Annotated in this window: 17 protein-coding genes; 8 read left to right on the forward strand and 9 right to left on the reverse strand. The window is 67.7% G+C overall.

Annotated elements, in window-relative coordinates; translation table 11 throughout:
- Window positions 1-76 precede the first annotated feature (76 nt).
- Together D3H34_RS00945 and nth are read right to left on the reverse strand one after the other, a co-directional pair.
- Window positions 77-925, reverse strand: coding sequence for an Ivy family c-type lysozyme inhibitor (locus D3H34_RS00945; protein ID WP_119551316.1), 849 nt, complete (start codon window positions 923-925; stop codon window positions 77-79).
- Window positions 926-947: 22 nt separating this feature from the next.
- Entirely contained in the window at window positions 948-1,595 is a 648-nt protein-coding gene (gene nth, locus D3H34_RS00950) for an endonuclease III (protein ID WP_119551318.1), read from the reverse strand.
- Between the two features lie 175 nt (window positions 1,596-1,770).
- Between nth and D3H34_RS00955 the strand changes: the two genes are divergently transcribed.
- Window positions 1,771-2,958, forward strand: a complete 1,188-nt coding sequence (locus D3H34_RS00955; protein WP_119551320.1) for an aminotransferase-like domain-containing protein — start codon at window positions 1,771-1,773, stop codon at window positions 2,956-2,958.
- A 4-nt stretch (window positions 2,959-2,962) separates the two neighbouring features.
- On the opposite strand, the gene D3H34_RS00960 is transcribed toward D3H34_RS00955, so the two are convergent.
- Window positions 2,963-3,190, reverse strand: coding sequence for a hypothetical protein (locus D3H34_RS00960; RefSeq protein ID WP_119551323.1), 228 nt, complete (start codon window positions 3,188-3,190; stop codon window positions 2,963-2,965).
- Between the two features lie 57 nt (window positions 3,191-3,247).
- Here D3H34_RS00960 and D3H34_RS00965 point away from each other — a divergent pair, with 57 nt between their 5' ends.
- Window positions 3,248-3,571, forward strand: coding sequence for a DUF6172 family protein (locus D3H34_RS00965; RefSeq protein WP_119551325.1), 324 nt, complete (start codon window positions 3,248-3,250; stop codon window positions 3,569-3,571).
- A 10-nt stretch (window positions 3,572-3,581) separates the two neighbouring features.
- Here the strand turns inward: D3H34_RS00965 and D3H34_RS00970 are convergent, their stop codons facing one another.
- Genes D3H34_RS00970 through mfd form a run of 3 tightly spaced genes read right to left on the reverse strand, consistent with a single transcriptional unit; the run spans window position 3,582 to window position 8,832 of the window.
- Window positions 3,582-4,646: an Ldh family oxidoreductase gene (locus D3H34_RS00970; protein ID WP_119551327.1), complete on the reverse strand. Its 1,065-nt coding sequence runs from the start codon at window positions 4,644-4,646 to the stop codon at window positions 3,582-3,584.
- Window positions 4,643-5,353 (reverse strand): phosphoserine phosphatase SerB, encoded by a 711-nt coding sequence (serB, locus tag D3H34_RS00975; RefSeq protein WP_119551329.1) that lies wholly within the window; start codon window positions 5,351-5,353, stop codon window positions 4,643-4,645. The genes D3H34_RS00970 and serB overlap by 4 nt, the downstream gene beginning before the upstream one ends.
- Window positions 5,350-8,832 (reverse strand): transcription-repair coupling factor, encoded by a 3,483-nt coding sequence (gene mfd, locus D3H34_RS00980; RefSeq protein WP_119551331.1) that lies wholly within the window; start codon window positions 8,830-8,832, stop codon window positions 5,350-5,352. The genes serB and mfd overlap by 4 nt, the downstream gene beginning before the upstream one ends.
- A gap of 134 nt (window positions 8,833-8,966) precedes the next feature.
- Here mfd and ispD point away from each other — a divergent pair, with 134 nt between their 5' ends.
- Together ispD and ispF are read left to right on the forward strand one after the other, a co-directional pair.
- The gene (ispD, locus tag D3H34_RS00985; protein WP_119551333.1) at window positions 8,967-9,680 is read left to right on the forward strand and encodes a 2-C-methyl-D-erythritol 4-phosphate cytidylyltransferase; all 714 of its coding nucleotides are present in this window, start codon (window positions 8,967-8,969) and stop codon (window positions 9,678-9,680) included.
- Window positions 9,677-10,168 (forward strand): 2-C-methyl-D-erythritol 2,4-cyclodiphosphate synthase, encoded by a 492-nt coding sequence (ispF, locus tag D3H34_RS00990; RefSeq protein ID WP_070060518.1) that lies wholly within the window; start codon window positions 9,677-9,679, stop codon window positions 10,166-10,168. Before ispD ends, ispF begins: the two co-directional genes overlap by 4 nt.
- 16 nt (window positions 10,169-10,184) lie before the next feature.
- Here ispF and D3H34_RS00995 read toward each other — a convergent pair whose 3' ends face one another.
- A complete protein-coding gene (locus D3H34_RS00995; RefSeq protein ID WP_119551335.1) occupies window positions 10,185-11,606 on the reverse strand; it encodes a sensor histidine kinase in 1,422 nt (473 codons plus the stop codon).
- A 77-nt stretch (window positions 11,607-11,683) separates the two neighbouring features.
- Window positions 11,684-12,415, reverse strand: a complete 732-nt coding sequence (gene ompR / locus D3H34_RS01000) for an osmolarity response regulator transcription factor OmpR (protein ID WP_007837017.1) — start codon at window positions 12,413-12,415, stop codon at window positions 11,684-11,686.
- A 95-nt stretch (window positions 12,416-12,510) separates the two neighbouring features.
- Between ompR and D3H34_RS01005 the strand changes: the two genes are divergently transcribed.
- A complete protein-coding gene (locus tag D3H34_RS01005; protein WP_286185333.1) occupies window positions 12,511-12,948 on the forward strand; it encodes a hypothetical protein in 438 nt (145 codons plus the stop codon).
- Between the two features lie 48 nt (window positions 12,949-12,996).
- Window positions 12,997-13,704, forward strand: a complete 708-nt coding sequence (locus D3H34_RS01010) for an SIMPL domain-containing protein (protein ID WP_119551337.1) — start codon at window positions 12,997-12,999, stop codon at window positions 13,702-13,704.
- 72 nt (window positions 13,705-13,776) lie between these two features.
- Here the strand turns inward: D3H34_RS01010 and D3H34_RS01015 are convergent, their stop codons facing one another.
- Window positions 13,777-14,547, reverse strand: coding sequence for a 3-hydroxybutyrate dehydrogenase (locus D3H34_RS01015; protein ID WP_119551917.1), 771 nt, complete (start codon window positions 14,545-14,547; stop codon window positions 13,777-13,779).
- A 68-nt stretch (window positions 14,548-14,615) separates the two neighbouring features.
- Here D3H34_RS01015 and D3H34_RS01020 point away from each other — a divergent pair, with 68 nt between their 5' ends.
- Together D3H34_RS01020 and D3H34_RS01025 are read left to right on the forward strand one after the other, a co-directional pair.
- Window positions 14,616-15,569 carry an alpha/beta fold hydrolase gene (locus tag D3H34_RS01020; protein ID WP_286185334.1) on the forward strand — a complete coding sequence of 318 codons (954 nt, stop codon included), beginning with the start codon at window positions 14,616-14,618 and terminating at the stop codon, window positions 15,567-15,569.
- A gap of 58 nt (window positions 15,570-15,627) precedes the next feature.
- Window positions 15,628-17,817 (forward strand): RelA/SpoT family protein, encoded by a 2,190-nt coding sequence (locus D3H34_RS01025; RefSeq protein WP_286185393.1) that lies wholly within the window; start codon window positions 15,628-15,630, stop codon window positions 17,815-17,817.
- Window positions 17,818-17,844: the final 27 nt, after the last annotated feature.

Raw genomic sequence — 17,844 nt, forward strand, 5'->3', positions numbered from 1 at the left:
TATGGCGAGCATTTGCAACGCGGAGGGGGCGTGTCTGGGCGGGATGAGCGGGCATGGCGGGTTCGTTCACACCTTCTTAGTTCTTCGCGCGCCACTGCTCGCGCCAGAGCCGGTCGAGCTGGCCCGCGAACTGCGGCGAAGGGCTGCCCACAAGCTGGTTCCGCCCGTTGCGCTGCACCAGGCCGTAGAGCCGGCCCGAACCCTGGTCGTAGAGCGCGATGGCGTTGTGGTCGTAGCAGTCGTGCGGCTTGCAGAAGGCGTGCAGCACGTAGCGCGTGCCGTCCACCGTGACCCACTGCGGCTCGGGCGCCGGGCCTTCGCGACGCACCAGCCAGCGGTCGTTTTCGCGCGTGCCGAGTGCGGCGCGCCAGGCCTTGTCCATGGCCGGTCCCCGCGCGAGCGCGGCAGGGCTGCCCGTGGCCGGTGCCGGCGGCTTGGCGGCGACAGCGGGTTCGGCGGGTGGCGCGGCGGCCCGGGCCGGGCCGTCGCAGCGCCAGTAGCGCGACTTCATCAGCTCCGGGCCGAGTTGGCCGACGACCGGCTTGTCGGCCTTCAGGGTGATCGACTGGCCGCGCGCGTCGCGAAAGACCAGGAAATTCATCATCGCGTCGTCGCCCTTGCCGACGCGGCTCATCAGCGCCACGTCGAAGTTCGGCGGTGGCGGCTGGTTGCCGAAGAAGCTGTGCGCCGTGTCCGGCTGGCGCCCGACGATGCGGCGCTTGCCGCGCTGGACCACCAGCGTGTCTTCGAGCACCTGCAGCGCCGGCGCCGCCGCGTTGGCGCAGTCGGTGGACCAGCGCCCGCCGTACAGCGCCAGGGTCTCGGGCGGCAGCACGCCGTCTTTCGACCAGGCGGCGCCCGCACTGCAGAGCGCTGCGAGGAGGAGGGTGGCGGGCAGTGTCTTCTTGAAAATCGTCGTTGTCATGTGCGATGTGGTGTGGTGCCGCTCAGGCGGACTTGGGCGCCGGCGTCTTGGGTTTGAAGGCGCAGAAGGTGGCCACCGCGCATTCCCAGCAGCGCGGCTTGCGCGCCACGCAGACATAGCGCCCGTGCAGGATCAGCCAGTGGTGGGCATGCAGGCGGTACTCGGGTGGGATGCGCTTCTCGAGCTTGAGTTCCACATCCAGCGGCGTCTTGCCGGGCGCGAGCCCCGTGCGGTTGCCGATGCGGAAGATGTGCGTGTCGACCGCGATCGTCTCGTGCCCGAAGGCCACGTTCAGCACCACGTTGGCCGTCTTGCGGCCCACGCCCGGCAGCGCCTCCAGCTCGGCGCGGGTCTGCGGCACCTCGCCGCCGTGCAGCTCGACCAGCATGCGGCAGGTCTCGATCAGGTGCTTGGCCTTGCTGCGGTACAGCCCGATCGTCTTGATGTACGACTCCAGGCCCTCGACTCCGAGGTCCAGGATCGCCTGCGGCGTGTTCGCCACCGGATAGAGCCGGCGCGTCGCCTTGTTCACGCCCACGTCGGTGGCCTGCGCCGACAGCAGCACGGCGGCCAGCAGCTCGAAGGGCGTGGTGTATTCGAGCTCCGTGCGCGGCTCGGGGTTGGCGGCCTGCAGGGTCGCGAAGAAGAGGGGGATGTCGGCTTTTTTCATGGATCGTGGTGGCCGCCGTCTGTTGCGCGGGGCTCGCGGGGTGCATGCCGCGGAAGGCAGGGGCGAGCACCGGCGTTTCGGCGATGGATGCAATATATCGTCGAAAAGCCATGGCCCTACGCAGCTTTCCTGCCCGGGCTTTCGCGACAATGACGCCCAGAAAGTGAGACTGACCATGCAATTCGCCTCCCGCCTCGACAACGTCGAAACCTCCGCCATCCGCGAACTCTTCAAGCTGCTGGGCAAGCCCGGCATCATCAGCTTCGCGGGCGGCTTTCCCGACAGCGCCATGTTCGACGTCGAGGGCCTGAAGGAGGCGAGCCAGAAGGCGCTCACCGAAGAGGCCGGCGGGGCCCTGCAGTACGGCGCCACCGAAGGCTACGAGCCGCTGCGCAACCAGCTCTCCGATTTCATGAAGACCAAGGGCGTCGACGTCGACCCCAGCGGCCTGATCGTCACCACCGGCAGCCAGCAGGCGCTGGACCTGCTGGGCAAGACCATGATCTCGCCCGGCGACAAGGTGATCGTCGAAGGCCCGACCTTCCTGGCCACCATCCAGTGCTTCCGCCTCTACGGCGCGCAGCTCATCAGCGCACCCATCGACGCCAACGGCGTGAAGACCGACGAGCTGGAAAAGCTCATCGCCGAGCACAAGCCCAAGTTCGTCTACCTGATCCCCACCTTCGGCAACCCCAGCGGCGCGATGCTGACGCTGGAACGCCGCAAGAAGGTGCTCGAGCTGGCCGTGAAGTACCAGACGCTGATCGTCGAGGACGACCCCTACGGCGACCTGTACTTCGGCGAAGCCCCGCCGCCGTCGATCATGTCGCTCAGCAAGGACGTGCCCGGCAGCCGTGAACTGCTGGCGCACTGCGGCAGCCTGAGCAAGGTGCTCAGCCCGGGCCTGCGCATCGGCTGGATGATCGCGCCGCCCGAGCTGCTGGCCAAGGCGACGATGTGCAAGCAGTTCAGCGACGCCCACACCAGCACCTTCGCGCAGGCCACGGCCGCGCAGTACCTCAAGAGTGGCCGCATGCCCGGCACGCTGGCGCATGTGCGCGAGGTCTACGGCCAGCGCGCCCAGGCCATGGGCGCCGCGCTGACGCGCGAGCTGGGCGATGCGGTGAGCTTCACGCAACCCAACGGCGGCCTGTTCTTCTGGGCCCGCCTCACGGGCACCAACGGCAAGCTGGCCGATGCCAACGAGCTGGCCAAGCGCGCGATCGAGAAACTGGTGGCTTTCGTGCCGGGCGCGCCGTTCTTCGCCGAGAAGCCCGATGTGGCGACGCTGCGCCTGAGCTTTGCGACGGCCGACATCGCGAAGATCGAAGAAGGCGTGAAGCGCCTCGGCCAGGCCCTGTAAATCTTCAGGGAGACCTGTGCAGGCGGGGCGCCGCCAGCAGGTCCAGGTTGTCTGAAATGGCCGCATCCACGTTCGGATGGCGGCCTTTCATCTTGGAGAGCGTCATGATGGTCTGCAGCGCCTTCAGGTCCTTGACCGAGGGCGCGACCTTGATCTGCGCGATGGCCGCGGGGGCGTTGCCGCCGTTCACCAATGCCATCACCTTGCTTGCCCAGTCGTTTGCGCGCGCCATGCTTTCACCTGCTTTTCATTTGAACCGCCGACTTTACACAGCGGGTTACCATCGACCATGAGAAAAACCTTCCAGCTTCAGGTCGAGGGCAAGCACCCCGACCGTCTCCTCGAAGCCGTCAAGCACGAGATCCGCAAGTACATCAAGCGCGAACGCCGTCGCGAACTGCCCGAAGGCTCCGATTTCTGGGACTTCGACTGCAAGTTCGGCGCAGCCCAGGAATCCGCCGAAACCATCCACCTGTCGGCCATCACCGGCCTCATCGACGGCGTGGTGAAAGAGGGCGGCAAGCAGTTCTACATCGAGATCCTGGCCAAGCCCGCCAAGCGCCAGCCGCGGCCCGCGGGCGCTCCCGACCGCACTTCGAACGACGAGGAATAAACCCCGTCCGTCAGATCAGCGCCTGCGCCAGCCGCAGGCCATGCCGCTGCTCCGCATCCTGCAGCGAGCGCGCAATCGACGGGTGCAGCCGCACCCCGTTCTTCGATTGCGCTTCCCGACGCTTCAACCCGCCTTCACCCGGCAGCCGCACAGGCTTGGCCGGGTCGATGGGCGCGTTGTCGCGGCACTGCGCCGCCACGTGGTCCATCTGGCGCAGGAAGGCGTCCTTGCCGCCGAAGGCGTTCAGGTCGTGCAGCGTGATGTGGACGGTGGCGCCCCAGCCTTCGGGCGGATCGGCGCGGCCATGGCCCGCGAGGCCGGCCGTGAGTGTCTCGACCAGCAGCGCCATGCCGTAGCCCTTGTGGCCGTGGCTCAGGCCGCCGACCGGCAGCAGCGTGCCGGGCGGCTGGTCGAACAGCACCTGAGGGTTGTTCGAGGGCTTGCCGGTGGCGTCGATCAACCATTCCTCGGCAAAGGTTTCGCCGGCCGCGCGCTTGCGGTTGCTCATGCCGTTGGTGGTGATCGAGGCCGAGATGTCGACCATCACGCCGCCTTGCGACAGCGGAAAGCCCATGGCCAGCGGATTCGGCGTGAACACCGCCTGCGTGCCGCCGAAGGGCGCGACGCTGGCAGTGTTGGGGTCGGAGCAGGCCAGCAGCATCAGCATGTCTTCCTGCAGCGCGCGCAGCATGTAGACCGCGAGGCAGGCGATGTGGTGGCTGCGGCGGATCACGAGCGAGGCCGTGCCCAGTTCGCGGGCGCGCGGCACCAGCAGGTCCATGCCCTGGTCCATGAGCCAGGGGCCGGGCAGGCGCTTGCCGTCCCACAGCACGGCGGCGGGGCGGTCGGACAGCACTTCGGGCGCACCGCCTGGCGTCATGCCGCCCGACTCGATTTCCTTCACGTAGCCGGCGAGCAGGGCGAGGCCGTGCGTGTCGTGGCCCAGCAGGTCGCCTTCGACCAGCGTGCGCGCCACGCTGTCGGCCATCGAGGCCGCGAGGCCCGCCTTCTGCAGCAGGGCGCTGGCATAGTCGCGCAGCGCGTCGGCGCGGTACAGCGGGGCGGCGTCTGTCATTTCAGGATATCCAGCACGCGGTCGAGCCCGCCTTCGTTGATCGCCACCATGGCCTGCTCGCGCACCTTCGGCTTGGCGTGATAGGCCACCGAAAGCCCGGCCTCGCCCATCATCGGCAGGTCGTTGGCGCCGTCGCCTACGGCGATGGTCTCCTGCGCCGAGATGCCCATGAGCGACGCCACTTCGAGCAGCGTGCGGCGCTTCTCGGCGCCGTCGCAGATGTCGCCCCAGCTCTGCGTCACGACCTGTCCGGTGAGCTGGCCGTCGGCTTCGTCGAGCAGGTTGGAGCGTGCGAAGTCGATGCCCAGGCGGTCCTTCACGCGGTTCGCGAAGAAGGTGAAGCCACCGGACACCAGCAGCACCTTCAGGCCTGCCGCCTTGCAGGCCGCGACCAGTTCGGTGGCGCCGGGGTTGAGCTTCAGGCGCTCGTCGTACACCTGCTGCAGCGCAGCCACGGGCACGCCCTGCAGCAGCGCCACGCGGCGGCGCAGGCTTTCCTTGAAGTCCTTGATCTCGCCGCGCATCGTGGCTTCGGTGATCGCGGCCACCTCGGCCTTCTTGCCGACGGCATCGGCGATCTCGTCGATGCATTCGATGTTGATGAGCGTCGAGTCCATGTCGAACGCGATCAGCTTGAAGTCGGCCAGCTTCAGCGGCGGCTTCACACGCTGGAGGACGAGGCCGGGGGAGATTTCTGTAGCGCTCATGTAGGGGCGTTTTCCTTGACGAGGGGTTGTCCGAGGCTGCGCAGCACGTCGCGCACCATCTGGGCGCGGTCCTTCGGTTCCTTGAGTTCGCGCTCGATGCGCAGCTTCTCGTTGCCGGCGAGCTTGATGTGCCTGTTCTTCTGGATCAGCTGGATGATGGCCATGCCGTCGACCGGCGCATCCTTGCGGAAGGTGATGTTGATGATGCCCGGCGCCGCATCGACCTTGACCACGCCGTAGGGCCGGGCCAGCACGCGCAGGCGGTGCGTGTCGATCAGCGTCTGGGCCTGCGGCGGCAGCTTGCCGAAGCGGTCGACGATTTCTTCCAGCAGCGTGTCGATCTGGTCGGGCGTCTTCGCGGTGGCGAGCTTCTTGTAGAACGACAGCCGCAGGTGCACGTCGCCGCAGTAGTCGTCGGGCAGCAGGGCGGGGGCGTGCAGGTTGATCTCGGTCGTGACCGACAGCGGCGACAGCAGGTCGGGCTCCTGCCCGGCCTTGAGCGAGCGCACGGCTTCGCTGAGCATCTCGTTGTAGAGTTGGAAGCCGATCTCCATCATGTTGCCGCTCTGGTTCTCGCCCAGCACCTCGCCGGTGCCGCGGATCTCCAGGTCGTGCATGGCGAGGTAGAAGCCCGAGCCCAGTTCTTCCATCTGCTGGATGGCCTCGAGCCGCTGGGCCGCCTGCTTGGTCAGGCCCTCGGTGTCGGGCACCATGAGGTAGGCATAGGCTTGGTGGTGCGAGCGACCCACGCGGCCACGCAGCTGATGCAACTGCGCCAGGCCGAACTTGTCGGCGCGGCTCATCACGATGGTGTTGGCGGTCGGCACGTCGATGCCGGTCTCGATGATGGTCGAGCACAGCAGCATGTTGTAGCGCTGGGCGACAAAGTCGCGCATCACGCGCTCCAGCTCGCGCTCGGGCATCTGGCCGTGGGCGACGGCGATGCGGGCCTCGGGCAGGATCTCTTCCAGCTTCTGGCGCCGGTTCTCGATGGTCTCGACCTCGTTGTGCAGGAAGTAGACCTGCCCGCCGCGCTTCAGCTCGCGCAGCACGGCTTCGCGGATGACGCCCGTGCCCTCGTTGCGCACGAAGGTCTTGATGGCCAGCCGGCGCTGCGGCGCGGTGGCGATCACACTGAGGTCGCGCAGGCCTTCGAGCGCCATGCCCAGCGTGCGCGGGATCGGCGTGGCCGTGAGCGTGAGCACGTCGACCTCGGCGCGCATGGCCTTCATCGCCTCCTTGTGGCGCACGCCGAAACGGTGCTCCTCGTCGATGATGAGCAGGCCCAGGTTCTTGAACTTGACCGACTCCGAGAGCAGCTTGTGCGTGCCGACGACGATGTCGACCTGGCCCTCGGACAGGCCCTTGGCGGCGGCCGTGATCTCCTTGGCGGAGCGGAAGCGGCTCATCTCGGCCACCTTCACCGGCCACTTGGCGAAGCGGTCGACCAGCGTCTGGTAGTGCTGCTCGGCCAGCAGCGTGGTCGGCGCGAGGAACGCCACCTGCTTGCCGCCGGTGACGGCGATGAAGGCAGCGCGCAGCGCCACCTCGGTCTTGCCGAAGCCCACGTCGCCGCACACGAGGCGGTCCATGGGCTGGGGCGAGATCATGTCCTGCACCACGGCGTGGATCGCGGCCTTCTGGTCGGCGGTTTCCTGGAAGCCGAAGTCGTTGGCGAACACCTCGTAGTCGGCCGGCGAGTAGCGGAAGGCATGGCCTTCGCGCGCGGCACGGCGGGCGTAGATGTTGAGCAGCTCGGCGGCGGAGTCGCGCACCTGCTCGGCGGCCTTGCGCTTGGCCTTTTCCCACTGGCCGGAGCCCAGTTTGTGCAGCGGCGCCTCGTCGGCGCTTACGCCGGTGTAGCGGCTGATCTGGTGCAGCTGCGACACGGGCACGTAGAGCGTGGCCTTGTCGGCGTACTCCAGGTGCAGCATTTCCTGCATCAGCGGCTTGCCGTCGGCGCCGACGCCCTGGCCCAGGTCCATGTGGATCAGGCCGCGGTAGCGGCCGATGCCGTGCGCGGCGTGCACGACCGGGTCGCCGACGTTGAGTTCGGACAGGTCCTTGATCAGCGCCTCGACGTCGCTGACCTGTTCCTGCCGCTTGCCGCGCCGGCGCGTGGTGGGGGCGGTGGCGAAGAGTTCGGTCTCGGTGACGAAGTCGATCGCCTGTTCGCGCCACGCGAAGCCCGAGGCCAGCGCGGCGGTCGCAATGCCGATCTTCTCGTCGGCCGAGCTTTCGAACTCGGCCAGCGAGTCGAAGGCCGGCGGGTTCACGCCGCTGGCGCGCAGGAAGTCGAGCAGGCTTTCGCGGCGGCCGTCGCTCTCGGCGATCAGCAGCACGCGGTGCGGGGTGGCGGCAATGTGAGCCTTCAGGCCGACCAGCGGGTCTTCGGCGCCGCGCACCACGGCGAAGGGCGGCAGCTTGTCGAACTCGGCGTAGGGCGCGTCGGTGGCGATGTCGCCCCGGATGGCGAGCTGCGCATGCGGCTTGGCGCGCTGGTAGAACTGCTCGGCGTTGAGGAACAGCGCGTCGGGCGGCAGCGCGGGGCGCTCGGGGTCGCCTTGCACGAGCCGGTAGCGCTCGTTCGTGTCCTGCCAGAAGTGCTGGAAGGCGGGTTCCAGGTCGCCGTGCAGCACGACGGTGGCGTCAGGGCCGAGGTAGTCGAACACTGTGGCCGTTTCGTCGAAGAACAGCGGCAGGTAGTACTCGATGCCGGCGGTGGCCACGCCGTTGCCCATGTCCTTGTAGATGCGGCTCTTGGTCGGGTCGCCTTCGAGCAGTTCGCGCCAGCGGCTGCGAAAGCGCGCGCGGGCGTCGTCGTCCATGGGGAACTCGCGGCCCGGCAGCAGGCGAACTTCCGGCACGGGGTACAGGCTGCGCTGGGTGTCGGGGTCGAAGGTGCGGATCGAGTCGATCTCGTCGTCGAACAGGTCGACGCGGAAGGGCACCAGCGAACCCATCGGGAACAGATCGATCAGGCCGCCGCGCACCGCGTACTCGCCCGGGCTCACCACCTGCGTCACGTGGCTGTAGCCGGCCAGCGTGAGCTGGGCCTTGAGCTTGGACTCCTGCAGCTTCTGCTTGGTCTTGAAATGGAAGGTGTAGCCGGCCAGGAAGGCGGGCGGCGCCAGCCGGTACAGCGCCGTGGTGGCGGGCACCAGCACGACGTCAGCCTCTTTCTGGCTGATGCGCCACAGCGTGGCCAGGCGCTCGCTGATCAGGTCCTGGTGCGGCGAGAAGCTGTCGTAGGGCAGCGTTTCCCAATCCGGGAAGAGGGCGCAGCGCAGGTCGGGGGCGAAGAAGGCGATTTCGTCGATGAGTCGCTGGGCGTCGTTCGCGTCGGCGGTGAACATCGCGGTGGCGCGGCCCGCGGCCTTCTCGCGCATGCCGAGCTGGGCCAGCAGCAGCGCATCGGCCGACAGCGGAGGACGCGGCAGCGTGAAACGCTTGCCCGCCGGGAGGAGGGGGAGGTCCATGGAGCGGTTCGAAAAATGCACGACACCCCGCGCCGGACGGCGAGGGGTGTGCGAATGTCAATTCTAGAATGGCGGCCCTTTTCCTGTTTGTCCGCCTATCGGCCCTTGGCCATTGGCCCGTGCCGCACCATCCCATGTCCTCTTCCCGTTTCTACGTGCTGATTCCCTGTGCCGGCTCCGGCCACCGCGCCGGCGGCGTGCAGCCCAAGCAGTACCGGCGCCTTGCAGGCCAGTCGATGGTGGCGCACACGCTGGACGCGTTTCGCGCGTTGGCCGGGCGTTTCGCGGGGGTGGCCGTGGTGGTGTCGCCGGACGACCGCGAGGTGCAGACGGCACTGCCTCGCTTTCCTGCGACCGGCGAGTACCTACTGCGCGTGGGCGGCCTGACGCGCGCCGCCTCGGTGCGCAACGGCCTGGCCGCGCTGCGCCAGAAGGGCGCCGGACCGCACGACTGGGTGCTGGTGCACGACGCGGCACGTTGCCTCGTCACGTCCAGCCAGATCGAGGCGCTGATCGCCGCCTGCGAGCACGACGCCGTCGGCGGCCTGCTGGCGCAGCGGCTGGCCGACACGCTGAAGGTGTCCTCGACCGACAGCCGCGCGACCCAGACCCTGCCGCGCGCAGACAAGTGGCTGGCGCAGACGCCGCAGATGTTCCGCATCGGCATGCTGCTCGATGCGCTGGAGCGCGTGGGCGACGTGGTGACCGACGAGGCCAGCGCCATCGAGACCATCGGCCTGGCGCCGTTGCTGGTGCCCGGCAGCGCGCAGAACTTCAAGGTCACCTTCCCCGAGGATTTCGCACTGGCCGAGGCGGTTCTGCTCGGCCGCAAGAAGGCCATGGCATGACGACGACCCCGTTCAACATCCGCATCGGCGAAGGCTGGGACGTTCACCAGTTGGTGGCGGGGCGCAAGCTCATCCTGGGCGGGATCGAGGTGCCGCACACCACCGGCCTGCTCGGCCATTCGGACGCCGACGTGCTGCTGCACGCCATCACCGACGCGTTGCTCGGCGGTGCCGGGCTGGGCGACATCGGCCGGCATTTCCCCGACACCGATGCCCAGTTTCGCGGCGCCGACTCGGCCGTGCTGCTGGCCGAAGCGGCGCGCCGCGTGCGCGCGGCGGGCTGGGAGATCGGCAACGTCGACAGCACCGTGATCGCACAGGCACCCAAGCTGGCGCCGCACATTCCCGCCATGTGCCAGCGCATCGCCGACACGCTGGGCATCGCGCTCGATCAGGTCAATGTGAAGGCCAAGACGGCCGAGAAGCTCGGCCCGGTGGGTGAGGGGCGGGCCATGGAGGCCCGCGCCGCGGTGCTGCTGCACCGCTGAGCCGCGGGCTCCGTTTTCAGGCCGCTTGCTTCTTGCCTGGCACGTCGCCGGGCTTGCTGCCGCCCGGCGGCATGGCACGCGGCATCCGGATGTGGGCCGCAAGGCCCCGGCCCGGCGTGCTGGTGAGCGCGAAGGTGCCGCCCATGCGCTCGATGTTCTTCGCCACGATCGACAGCCCCAGGCCGGCACCGGCCGCCGAGGTGCGCGCCGCGTCGCCGCGGAAGAAGGGCTTGGTGAGCTGCACGAGCAGGGCCGGTTCGACGCCCGCGCCGTGGTCACGCACCTTGATCAGCACCGCGTCGTTGTTGGCCTGCGCCTGGATCGTGACGTCGGCCACGCCGGTCGACGGCGTCTTGCCGTAGCGCCGTGCGTTCTCGACCAGGTTGGAGATCACGCGGGTGAGCTCCACCTCGTCGCCCATCACCTTCAGGTCGGCGGGCACGTCGACGTGGATGTTCATTTCCTCGTAGTCCTGCACGGCGTAGGTGCAGGCATCGATCACGTCGCGCAGCAGCACCGGGCGCTGGTCGACGTGGTCGGGTCGGGCGTAGTCGAGGAACTTGTCGATGATCGCGTCGAGCTGGGCGATGTCGGCGGCCATGTGGTCGCGCGCGTCTTCGTCGGCCACGCTCATCTCGGTTTCGAGCCGCAGGCGGGCCAGCGGCGTGCGCAGGTCGTGCGAGATGCCGGCCAGCATGATGGCGCGGTCCTGCTCGATCTTGGCGAGCTGGTCGGCCATGCGGTTGAAGCCGATGTTCACCGCTCGGATTTCGTTGGTGCGCGCGCGCTCGTCCAGCCGGTGCGCTTCGTATTCGCCCTCGCGCACCTGCAGCGTGGCGCGTGACAGCTGCTTGAGCGGCAGGTTGATCAGTCGCGTGATCAGCGCCGCGCCCGCGAGCGACAGCGCCATCGCCGTGCTGAGCCAGACCAGCCAGGTGCGCCCGCCCACGCGGCTGAAGCGGGTGGGGTCCAGCAGCAGCCAGTAGGTGTCGCTCTCGATGGTGAAGCCGATCCACAGGCCGGCTTCGTCGTTGACGCGGCTGGCCACCGTGGTGCCTTCGCCGAGCTGGGCGATCAGCTCTTCGGTGACGCGCTCGTCGAGCGCGCCGCTGGTGTAGGGCTGGAAGCGGTCGTTCGGCTCGCGCGGCAGGATGCGTACGCCTTCCTGGTCGGCCAGCGTCTTGATCAGCGACACGCGCGTGATCGCGTCCGAATACACCAGCGCCGCGCGCGTGAGGTTCACGAGCGAGGCGATCTGGTGGCCGGTCTGGATGGCGCGCGGCTCGTATTCGAGTGAGCGGAAGGTCTGCAGCCAGGCGACCGTACAGCCGATCAACAGCAGCGCGAGCAGGAAGAAGGTGCGCCAGAAAAGGCTGAAACCCAGCTTGAGGCCGGGGCGACGGTCACGCTGCGCGCTCGCTTCGAGCGGGCTCGGCATCGTGACCTGCGCGCCGTCCTCCTGGGCCGGGTCAGGTCGGGCGGAATGGAGGCCGATGGCCACCTTTCAGCGGGGTGTCAGGCCGTGCCGTCCGGCACGAACACGTAGCCCACGCCCCAGACGGTCTGGATGTAGCGCGGCGCCGCGGCGTCGGACTCGACCAGCTTGCGCAGGCGCGAGATCTGCACGTCCAGGCTGCGGTCGAAGGGTTCGAACTCGCGGCCGCGGGCCAGCTGGGCCAGCTTTTCACGCGACAGCGGCTGGCGCGGATGGCGCACCAGCGCCTTGAGCATCGCGAATTCGCCGGTGGTCAGCGAGAGCTCTTCGCCGTCCTTCTTCAGGGTGCGCGAGCCGAGGTCGAAGGCGAACGGGCCGAAGGTGACGGTCTCGTTCTCGGTGGAGGGAGCACCCGGCGCTTCGAGCGGCGGACGGCGGCGCAGCACGGCGTGCACGCGGGCCAGCAGTTCGCGGGGGTTGAAGGGCTTGCCGAGGTAGTCGTCGGCGCCGACTTCGAGACCGACGATGCGGTCCACGTCTTCACCCTTGGCGGTGAGCATGATGATCGGCGTGCGGTCGTTGGCGGCGCGCAGGCGGCGGCAGACCGAGAGACCGTCTTCGCCGGGCATCATCAGGTCGAGCACGATCAGGTCGACCGTGTCGCGCAACAGGATGCGGTTGAGCGCCTTGCCGTCCTCGGCCACGATCACTTCGAATCCTTCTTGCGTGAGGTAGCGGCGCAGGAGGTCGCGGATGCGGGCGTCGTCGTCGACGATCACGATCTTGTCGGTGCGAGCGGGAACTTGAGTCATTTCTACAACGTTGAATTTGTAACAGCGCCGATTCTGAAGGCGTTAGCACCCCATTGCTCCCGAAATCCGTGGTGTTTGACACTAAGTTACAAAACTTGCGGACGCTCGCGCTCTGGTCATCCGGGCTTTGCCCGGCGGTGGCACAGTCCGTGCTGCCTTATGACGATTGCTCGATGAGACCTTCTCTTTCCGCCTTGCCTCTCCTTTTTTTCGCTTGCGCTTGTGGCGCGACGTCCGCCGCTTCCGAAGGGTTTTTACGGGTCAGTGACGTGCGCCGCAGCGAAGTGCGTGACGCCGTGGCCGCGCACCGGGCGGCCCAGCGGGAAGAGCAGCGCCGCGGCGAAGCGATCGCCGGGCGGCGTCTCACGGCAGGCGAGTTGTTCGAGTTGCGGCAGCAGGTCCGGGGGCAGTGGGTGCCTGTAGGGGCGGGCGTGCTTCTGAATTCGGCAGAATCGCAACCTGCCGAGCGCATCGTGCCGGCACCGCAGCCCGTCGCCAGTCCGCAAACCGCGCCGCGCAGCCTGCGCCACTGAAGGCGCAGGCGAGGGCTTTTCCTCGCATCCACCAGGGAGAAATCTGTCTTGAAGACTGTTCAATTGATCGCCGCCTGCGCCACGCTGGCTGTTGCCGGCTCCGCTTGGGCCCAGAATGCCGTCATGCCTGCTCCACAAAACGTGCTCCAGTTGTCGGCTTCCGGCACTGTCGAAGTTCAGCAAGACCTGCTGAGCATGACCCTCGTGACCACGCGCGATGCCGCCGAGGCGGGCACCGTGCAAACCCAGCTCAAGACCGCGCTCGACGCCGCGCTGGCCGAAGCCAAGAAGAACGCGCAGCCGGGCCAGCTCGACGTGCGCACCGGCAACTTCAGCCTCTCGCCGCGCTACACCAAGGACGGCAAGATCAATGGCTGGCAGGGTTCGACCGAACTCGTGCTCGAAGGCCGCGACTTCGCGCGCATCACCCAGACCGCGGGGCGCATCAGCACGCTCAGCGTGGGCAACGTGGGCTTCGGCCTGAGCCGCGAACAGCGCGCCAAGACCGAGGTCGAGGCGCAGAACATCGCCATCGACAACTTCAAGCAGAAGGCCGGCGAGCTGGCCAAGGGCTTCGGCTTCGGCGGCTACACGCTGCGCGAGGTGTCGGTGAACGCGAACGACAGCGGCCCGATCCGTCCGCGCGTGATGGCCATGCAGGCCAAGTCGTTCTCGGCGGCCGATTCGGCCGTGCCGGTGGAAGCGGGCAAGACCAGCGTGGTCGTGAACGTCTCCGGATCGGTGCAGCTCAAGTAAGAAAAGAAGCGCGCGGCGCCGGCGGGTCGATCCCGCTGGCGCTCCACGCTCTGCTCTATCGAATTAATCTATTTACTGAGCCGTCCAGCCGCCGTCCATGGCCCAGGCGACGCCCCGCACCTGATCGGCTGCGGGAGAGCTCAGGAAGACGGCCAGACCGCCCAACTGCTCGACCGTCGTGAACTGCAGCGAGGGCTGCTTTTCCCCCAGCAATTCGTTCTGCGCCTGAAGGGCCGAAATGCCTTCCCGCGCCGCGCGGTCGTCGATCTGCTTTTGCACCAGTGCCGTGAGCACCCAGCCCGGGCAGATTGCGTTGCAGGTGACGCCGGTGGTGGCCGTTTCGAGCGCCACCGACTTGGTCAGGCCGACGATGCCGTGCTTGGCCGCGACATAGGCCGACTTTTGTGCCGACGCGACGAGCCCGTGTGCCGATGCCACATTGATGATGCGGCCCCAGTTGGCCTCGCGCATTGCGGGAACCGCCAGGCGCGTCGTGTGGAACGCGCTCGTGAGGTTGATGGCGATGATGGCGTCCCAGCGTTCGGTCGGGAAGTCTTCGACCTTGGCGACGTGCTGGATGCCGGCGTTGTTGACCAGGATGTCGACACGGCCGAACTTCGACGCCGCGAACTTCATCATGTCCTCGATCTGGTCGGGCTTGCTCATGTCGGCCCCGTGGTACTCGGCACGCACGCCGAGCGCCTCGATCTGGGCCTTGGGGGTTTCGGCGTCGCCGAAACCGTTGAGCACGATGTGTGCGCCCTGTTGGGCCAGCGCCTTGGCGATGGCGAAGCCAATGCCACTGGTGGACCCCGTGACAAGCGCGGTTTTGCCTTTGAGCATGAAGATCAATCTCCGGATGAATTAGGATGCAACGAGACCATTATCCGCACCCGAACCCCTCCGTTTCCATGACAGAACCGACGCTTCATGAAGTGGCCTGCAACGACGCCCAGGGCGGTCATCGCATGGCCTATTGGCAATGGGGCAATGCGCGCAGCGCGCATCTTGTGGTCTGCGTGCACGGGCTGACCCGGCAGGGGCGCGATTTCGACGTGCTCGCACAGGCCATCGTGGCACGCGCCGGCGGTGATGTGCGCGTGGTCTGTCCCGACGTGGTCGGCCGCGGCCGCAGCGACTGGCTGCGAGACCCCTCTTTCTATCAAGTGCCTGTGTATGCCGCAGACATGGTGACGCTGCTTGCACAACTGCACAGCGAGCACCCCATCGACACGCTCGACTATGTCGGCACCAGCATGGGCGGACTGATCGGCTTCGTGCTGGCCGGCCACAAGGAGCTGCCGCTGCCGCGACCGATCCGCCGTTTCGTCGCGAACGATGTCGGCCCGACGGTCGAGCCCGCAGCCATCCAGCGCATCGGCGCGTACGTGGGAAAGAGCGGCCAGTTTCCGAGCGTGCAGGCCGCGGCCGACGCGATGTGGGCCCTGTCGACCACCTTCGGGCCGCACACGCCGCAGCAGTGGCTGGCGTTGTCGCAGCACATGGTGGTGCCTGCGTCCGAGCGCAGCGCTGACGGCGCAGCCAAGACGACCAGCGCCCATCCGGTGGGCGAGGGCGCCTGGGTGCTGCACTATGACCCCGCCATCGGCGTACCGCTGCGTGCCATTACTCCGGAGGCGGCCGCGCAGGGCGGGGCCGTGATGTGGAGCCTGTACGACGCCATCGAGGCCCGCACGCTGCTCACGCGCGGCGCGGTGTCCGATCTGCTGTCGCCCGAGACGGCGGCGGCGATGACGCAGCGCGGGCCGCACGCCACGCTCGTCGAGTTCGAGGGCGTCGGCCACGCGCCGACCTTCGTCGATCCTGCGCAGGTCGCCGTCGTCACGAATTTCCTGTTTGACTGAGGGCGCCGTGAAGCGAGAGTCTGCGAACCTTCAGACGGCACCCCTGTCCGACGGCGTCATGGTCGACTACCCGCTGTCGGCCGCCACGGCCGACCGCTCGCCGGTAATGGAAAACATGCTGGCGCGCGCCCGCGCGTTCGCCGAGCCGCTGATCGCCGACGAAAAACTCGACACCGGCGAGAACACGTTGGCGCATGCCGATGCCGTGGCCGCCATCGTCGCGAAGATGGGCGGCTCCGAGGCGATGCAGGCCGCGAGCTACCTCGTGTATTCGTGCCAGCACCTGAACCGTCCGCAGGAAGTGATCGCCAAGGTCTTCGGCGACAACTTCGCGGCGCTCGCGGTCGAGACCACCAAGCTGGTGCGCGTGCAGGAGCAGGCGCGTACGGCCTCGCAAGGGCATCACGCCGAAGGCGCCGGTGCGCAGACCGAGAACGTGCGCAAGATGCTGCTCGCGTTCTCACGCGACCTGCGCGTCGTCATGCTGCGGTTGGCGTCGCGCCTGCAGACGCTGCGGCACGCGGCGGCCAGCAAGCAGCCCGCGCCCGAGAGCGTGGCGCGTGAGTCGCTGCAGGTGTTTGCGCCGCTCGCGAACCGGCTGGGCATCTGGCAGGTGAAGTGGGAGATCGAGGATCTTTCGTTTCGCTTCCTGGAGCCCGAAACCTACAAGCTGATCGCGCGGCTGCTTGACGAGAAGCGCATCGAGCGCGAAGGCCACGTTGAGCAATTGCGCTCGCAGCTCGAGCGCGAACTGCAGGCCGAGGGCGTCAAGGCCACGGTGCAGGGGCGCCCGAAGAACATCTACAGCATCGTCAAGAAGATGCGCGGCAAGTCGCTCGACTTCGAGCAGGTCTTCGACATCCTCGCGCTGCGCGTGGTGGTGCCGGATGTGAAGGACTGCTATGCGGCGCTGGCCTGGGTGCACTCGCACTTCCAGCCCATCGACGAAGAGTTCGACGACTACATCGCGCGGCCCAAGCCCAATGGCTACCAGTCGCTGCACACGGTGGTGCGGGAGCTGGTGGATGGCAAGGCGGGCAAGCCGATCGAGATCCAGATCCGCACCGAAGAAATGCACGACCACGCCGAGCACGGCGTGGCCGCGCACTGGGCCTACAAGGAAGCCGGCCACAAGGGCTACGCCGGCGTCTGGGCCAGCGGCGAGTACGACGCCAAGATTGCCGTGCTGCGCCAGCTGCTGGCCTGGGAGCGCGACCTGTCGGGCGGGCTGCAGGGGCAGGGGCTGTTCGACGACCGCATCTATGTGCTGACGCCGGATGCGGCCATCGTCGAATTGCCGCAAGGCGCGACGCCGGTCGATTTCGCCTACACGGTGCACACGACGCTGGGGCATCGCTGCCGCGGTGCGCGTGTCGATGGCGCGATGGTGCCGCTCAACACGCCGCTGTCGAACGGACAGACCGTCGAGATCATGGCGGCCAAGGAGGGCGGTCCGTCGCGCGATTGGCTGAATGCGGAACTGGGGTACCTGGCGAGCCACCGCGCGCGCGCCAAAGTGCGTGCCTGGTTCAACGCGCAGATCACGCACGAGACCGTGGCGCGTGGACGAGATGCCGTCGAGAAGCTGCTGCAGCGCGAAGGCAAGACAGCCATGCGGCTCGAAGACTTGGCCTCGCAGCTCGGCTTCAAGTCGGCGGACCATCTGTTCGAAGTGGTCGGCAAGGACGAGTTCTCGCTGCGCAACATCGAGACGCTGCTGCGTCCACCCGAGCCGCCGCTGAATCCCGACGACGGCGTGCAGATCAAGAAGGCGCGCGGCAGCGAGAAGTCGGGCAAGGGTGGCGTGCTGGTGGTGGGGGTGTCGTCATTGATGACGCAACTCGCCAAGTGCTGCAGGCCGGCGCCGCCGGATGCGATCCGCGGCTTCGTGACGCGCGGCCATGGCGTCAGCGTGCATCGCGCGGATTGCAGCAACTTCCGCACGATGTCCGCGAAGGACGGCGAGCGCGTGATCGATGTCGAGTGGGGCCAGCCGAAGAAGGGCGCGGACGCGCCTGTCTACGCGGTCGATGTGGCGGTGGAGGCGGCGGATCGCCAAGGACTGCTGCGCGATATCTCCGATGTGTTCGCACGCGAGAAGATGAACGTGATCGGCGTGCAGACGCAGTCGATCAAGGGCACGGCCTGGATGACCTTCACTGTGGAGATCGCCGATGCCGCACGCTTGACGCAGGTGCTGGGTGTGGTGACGGCAGTAACTGGCGTGCGATCTGCACGTCGGCGCTGAAAAGGGCCATTTCTCCTGCTATACTCG

Source organism: Acidovorax cavernicola (assembly GCF_003581445.1).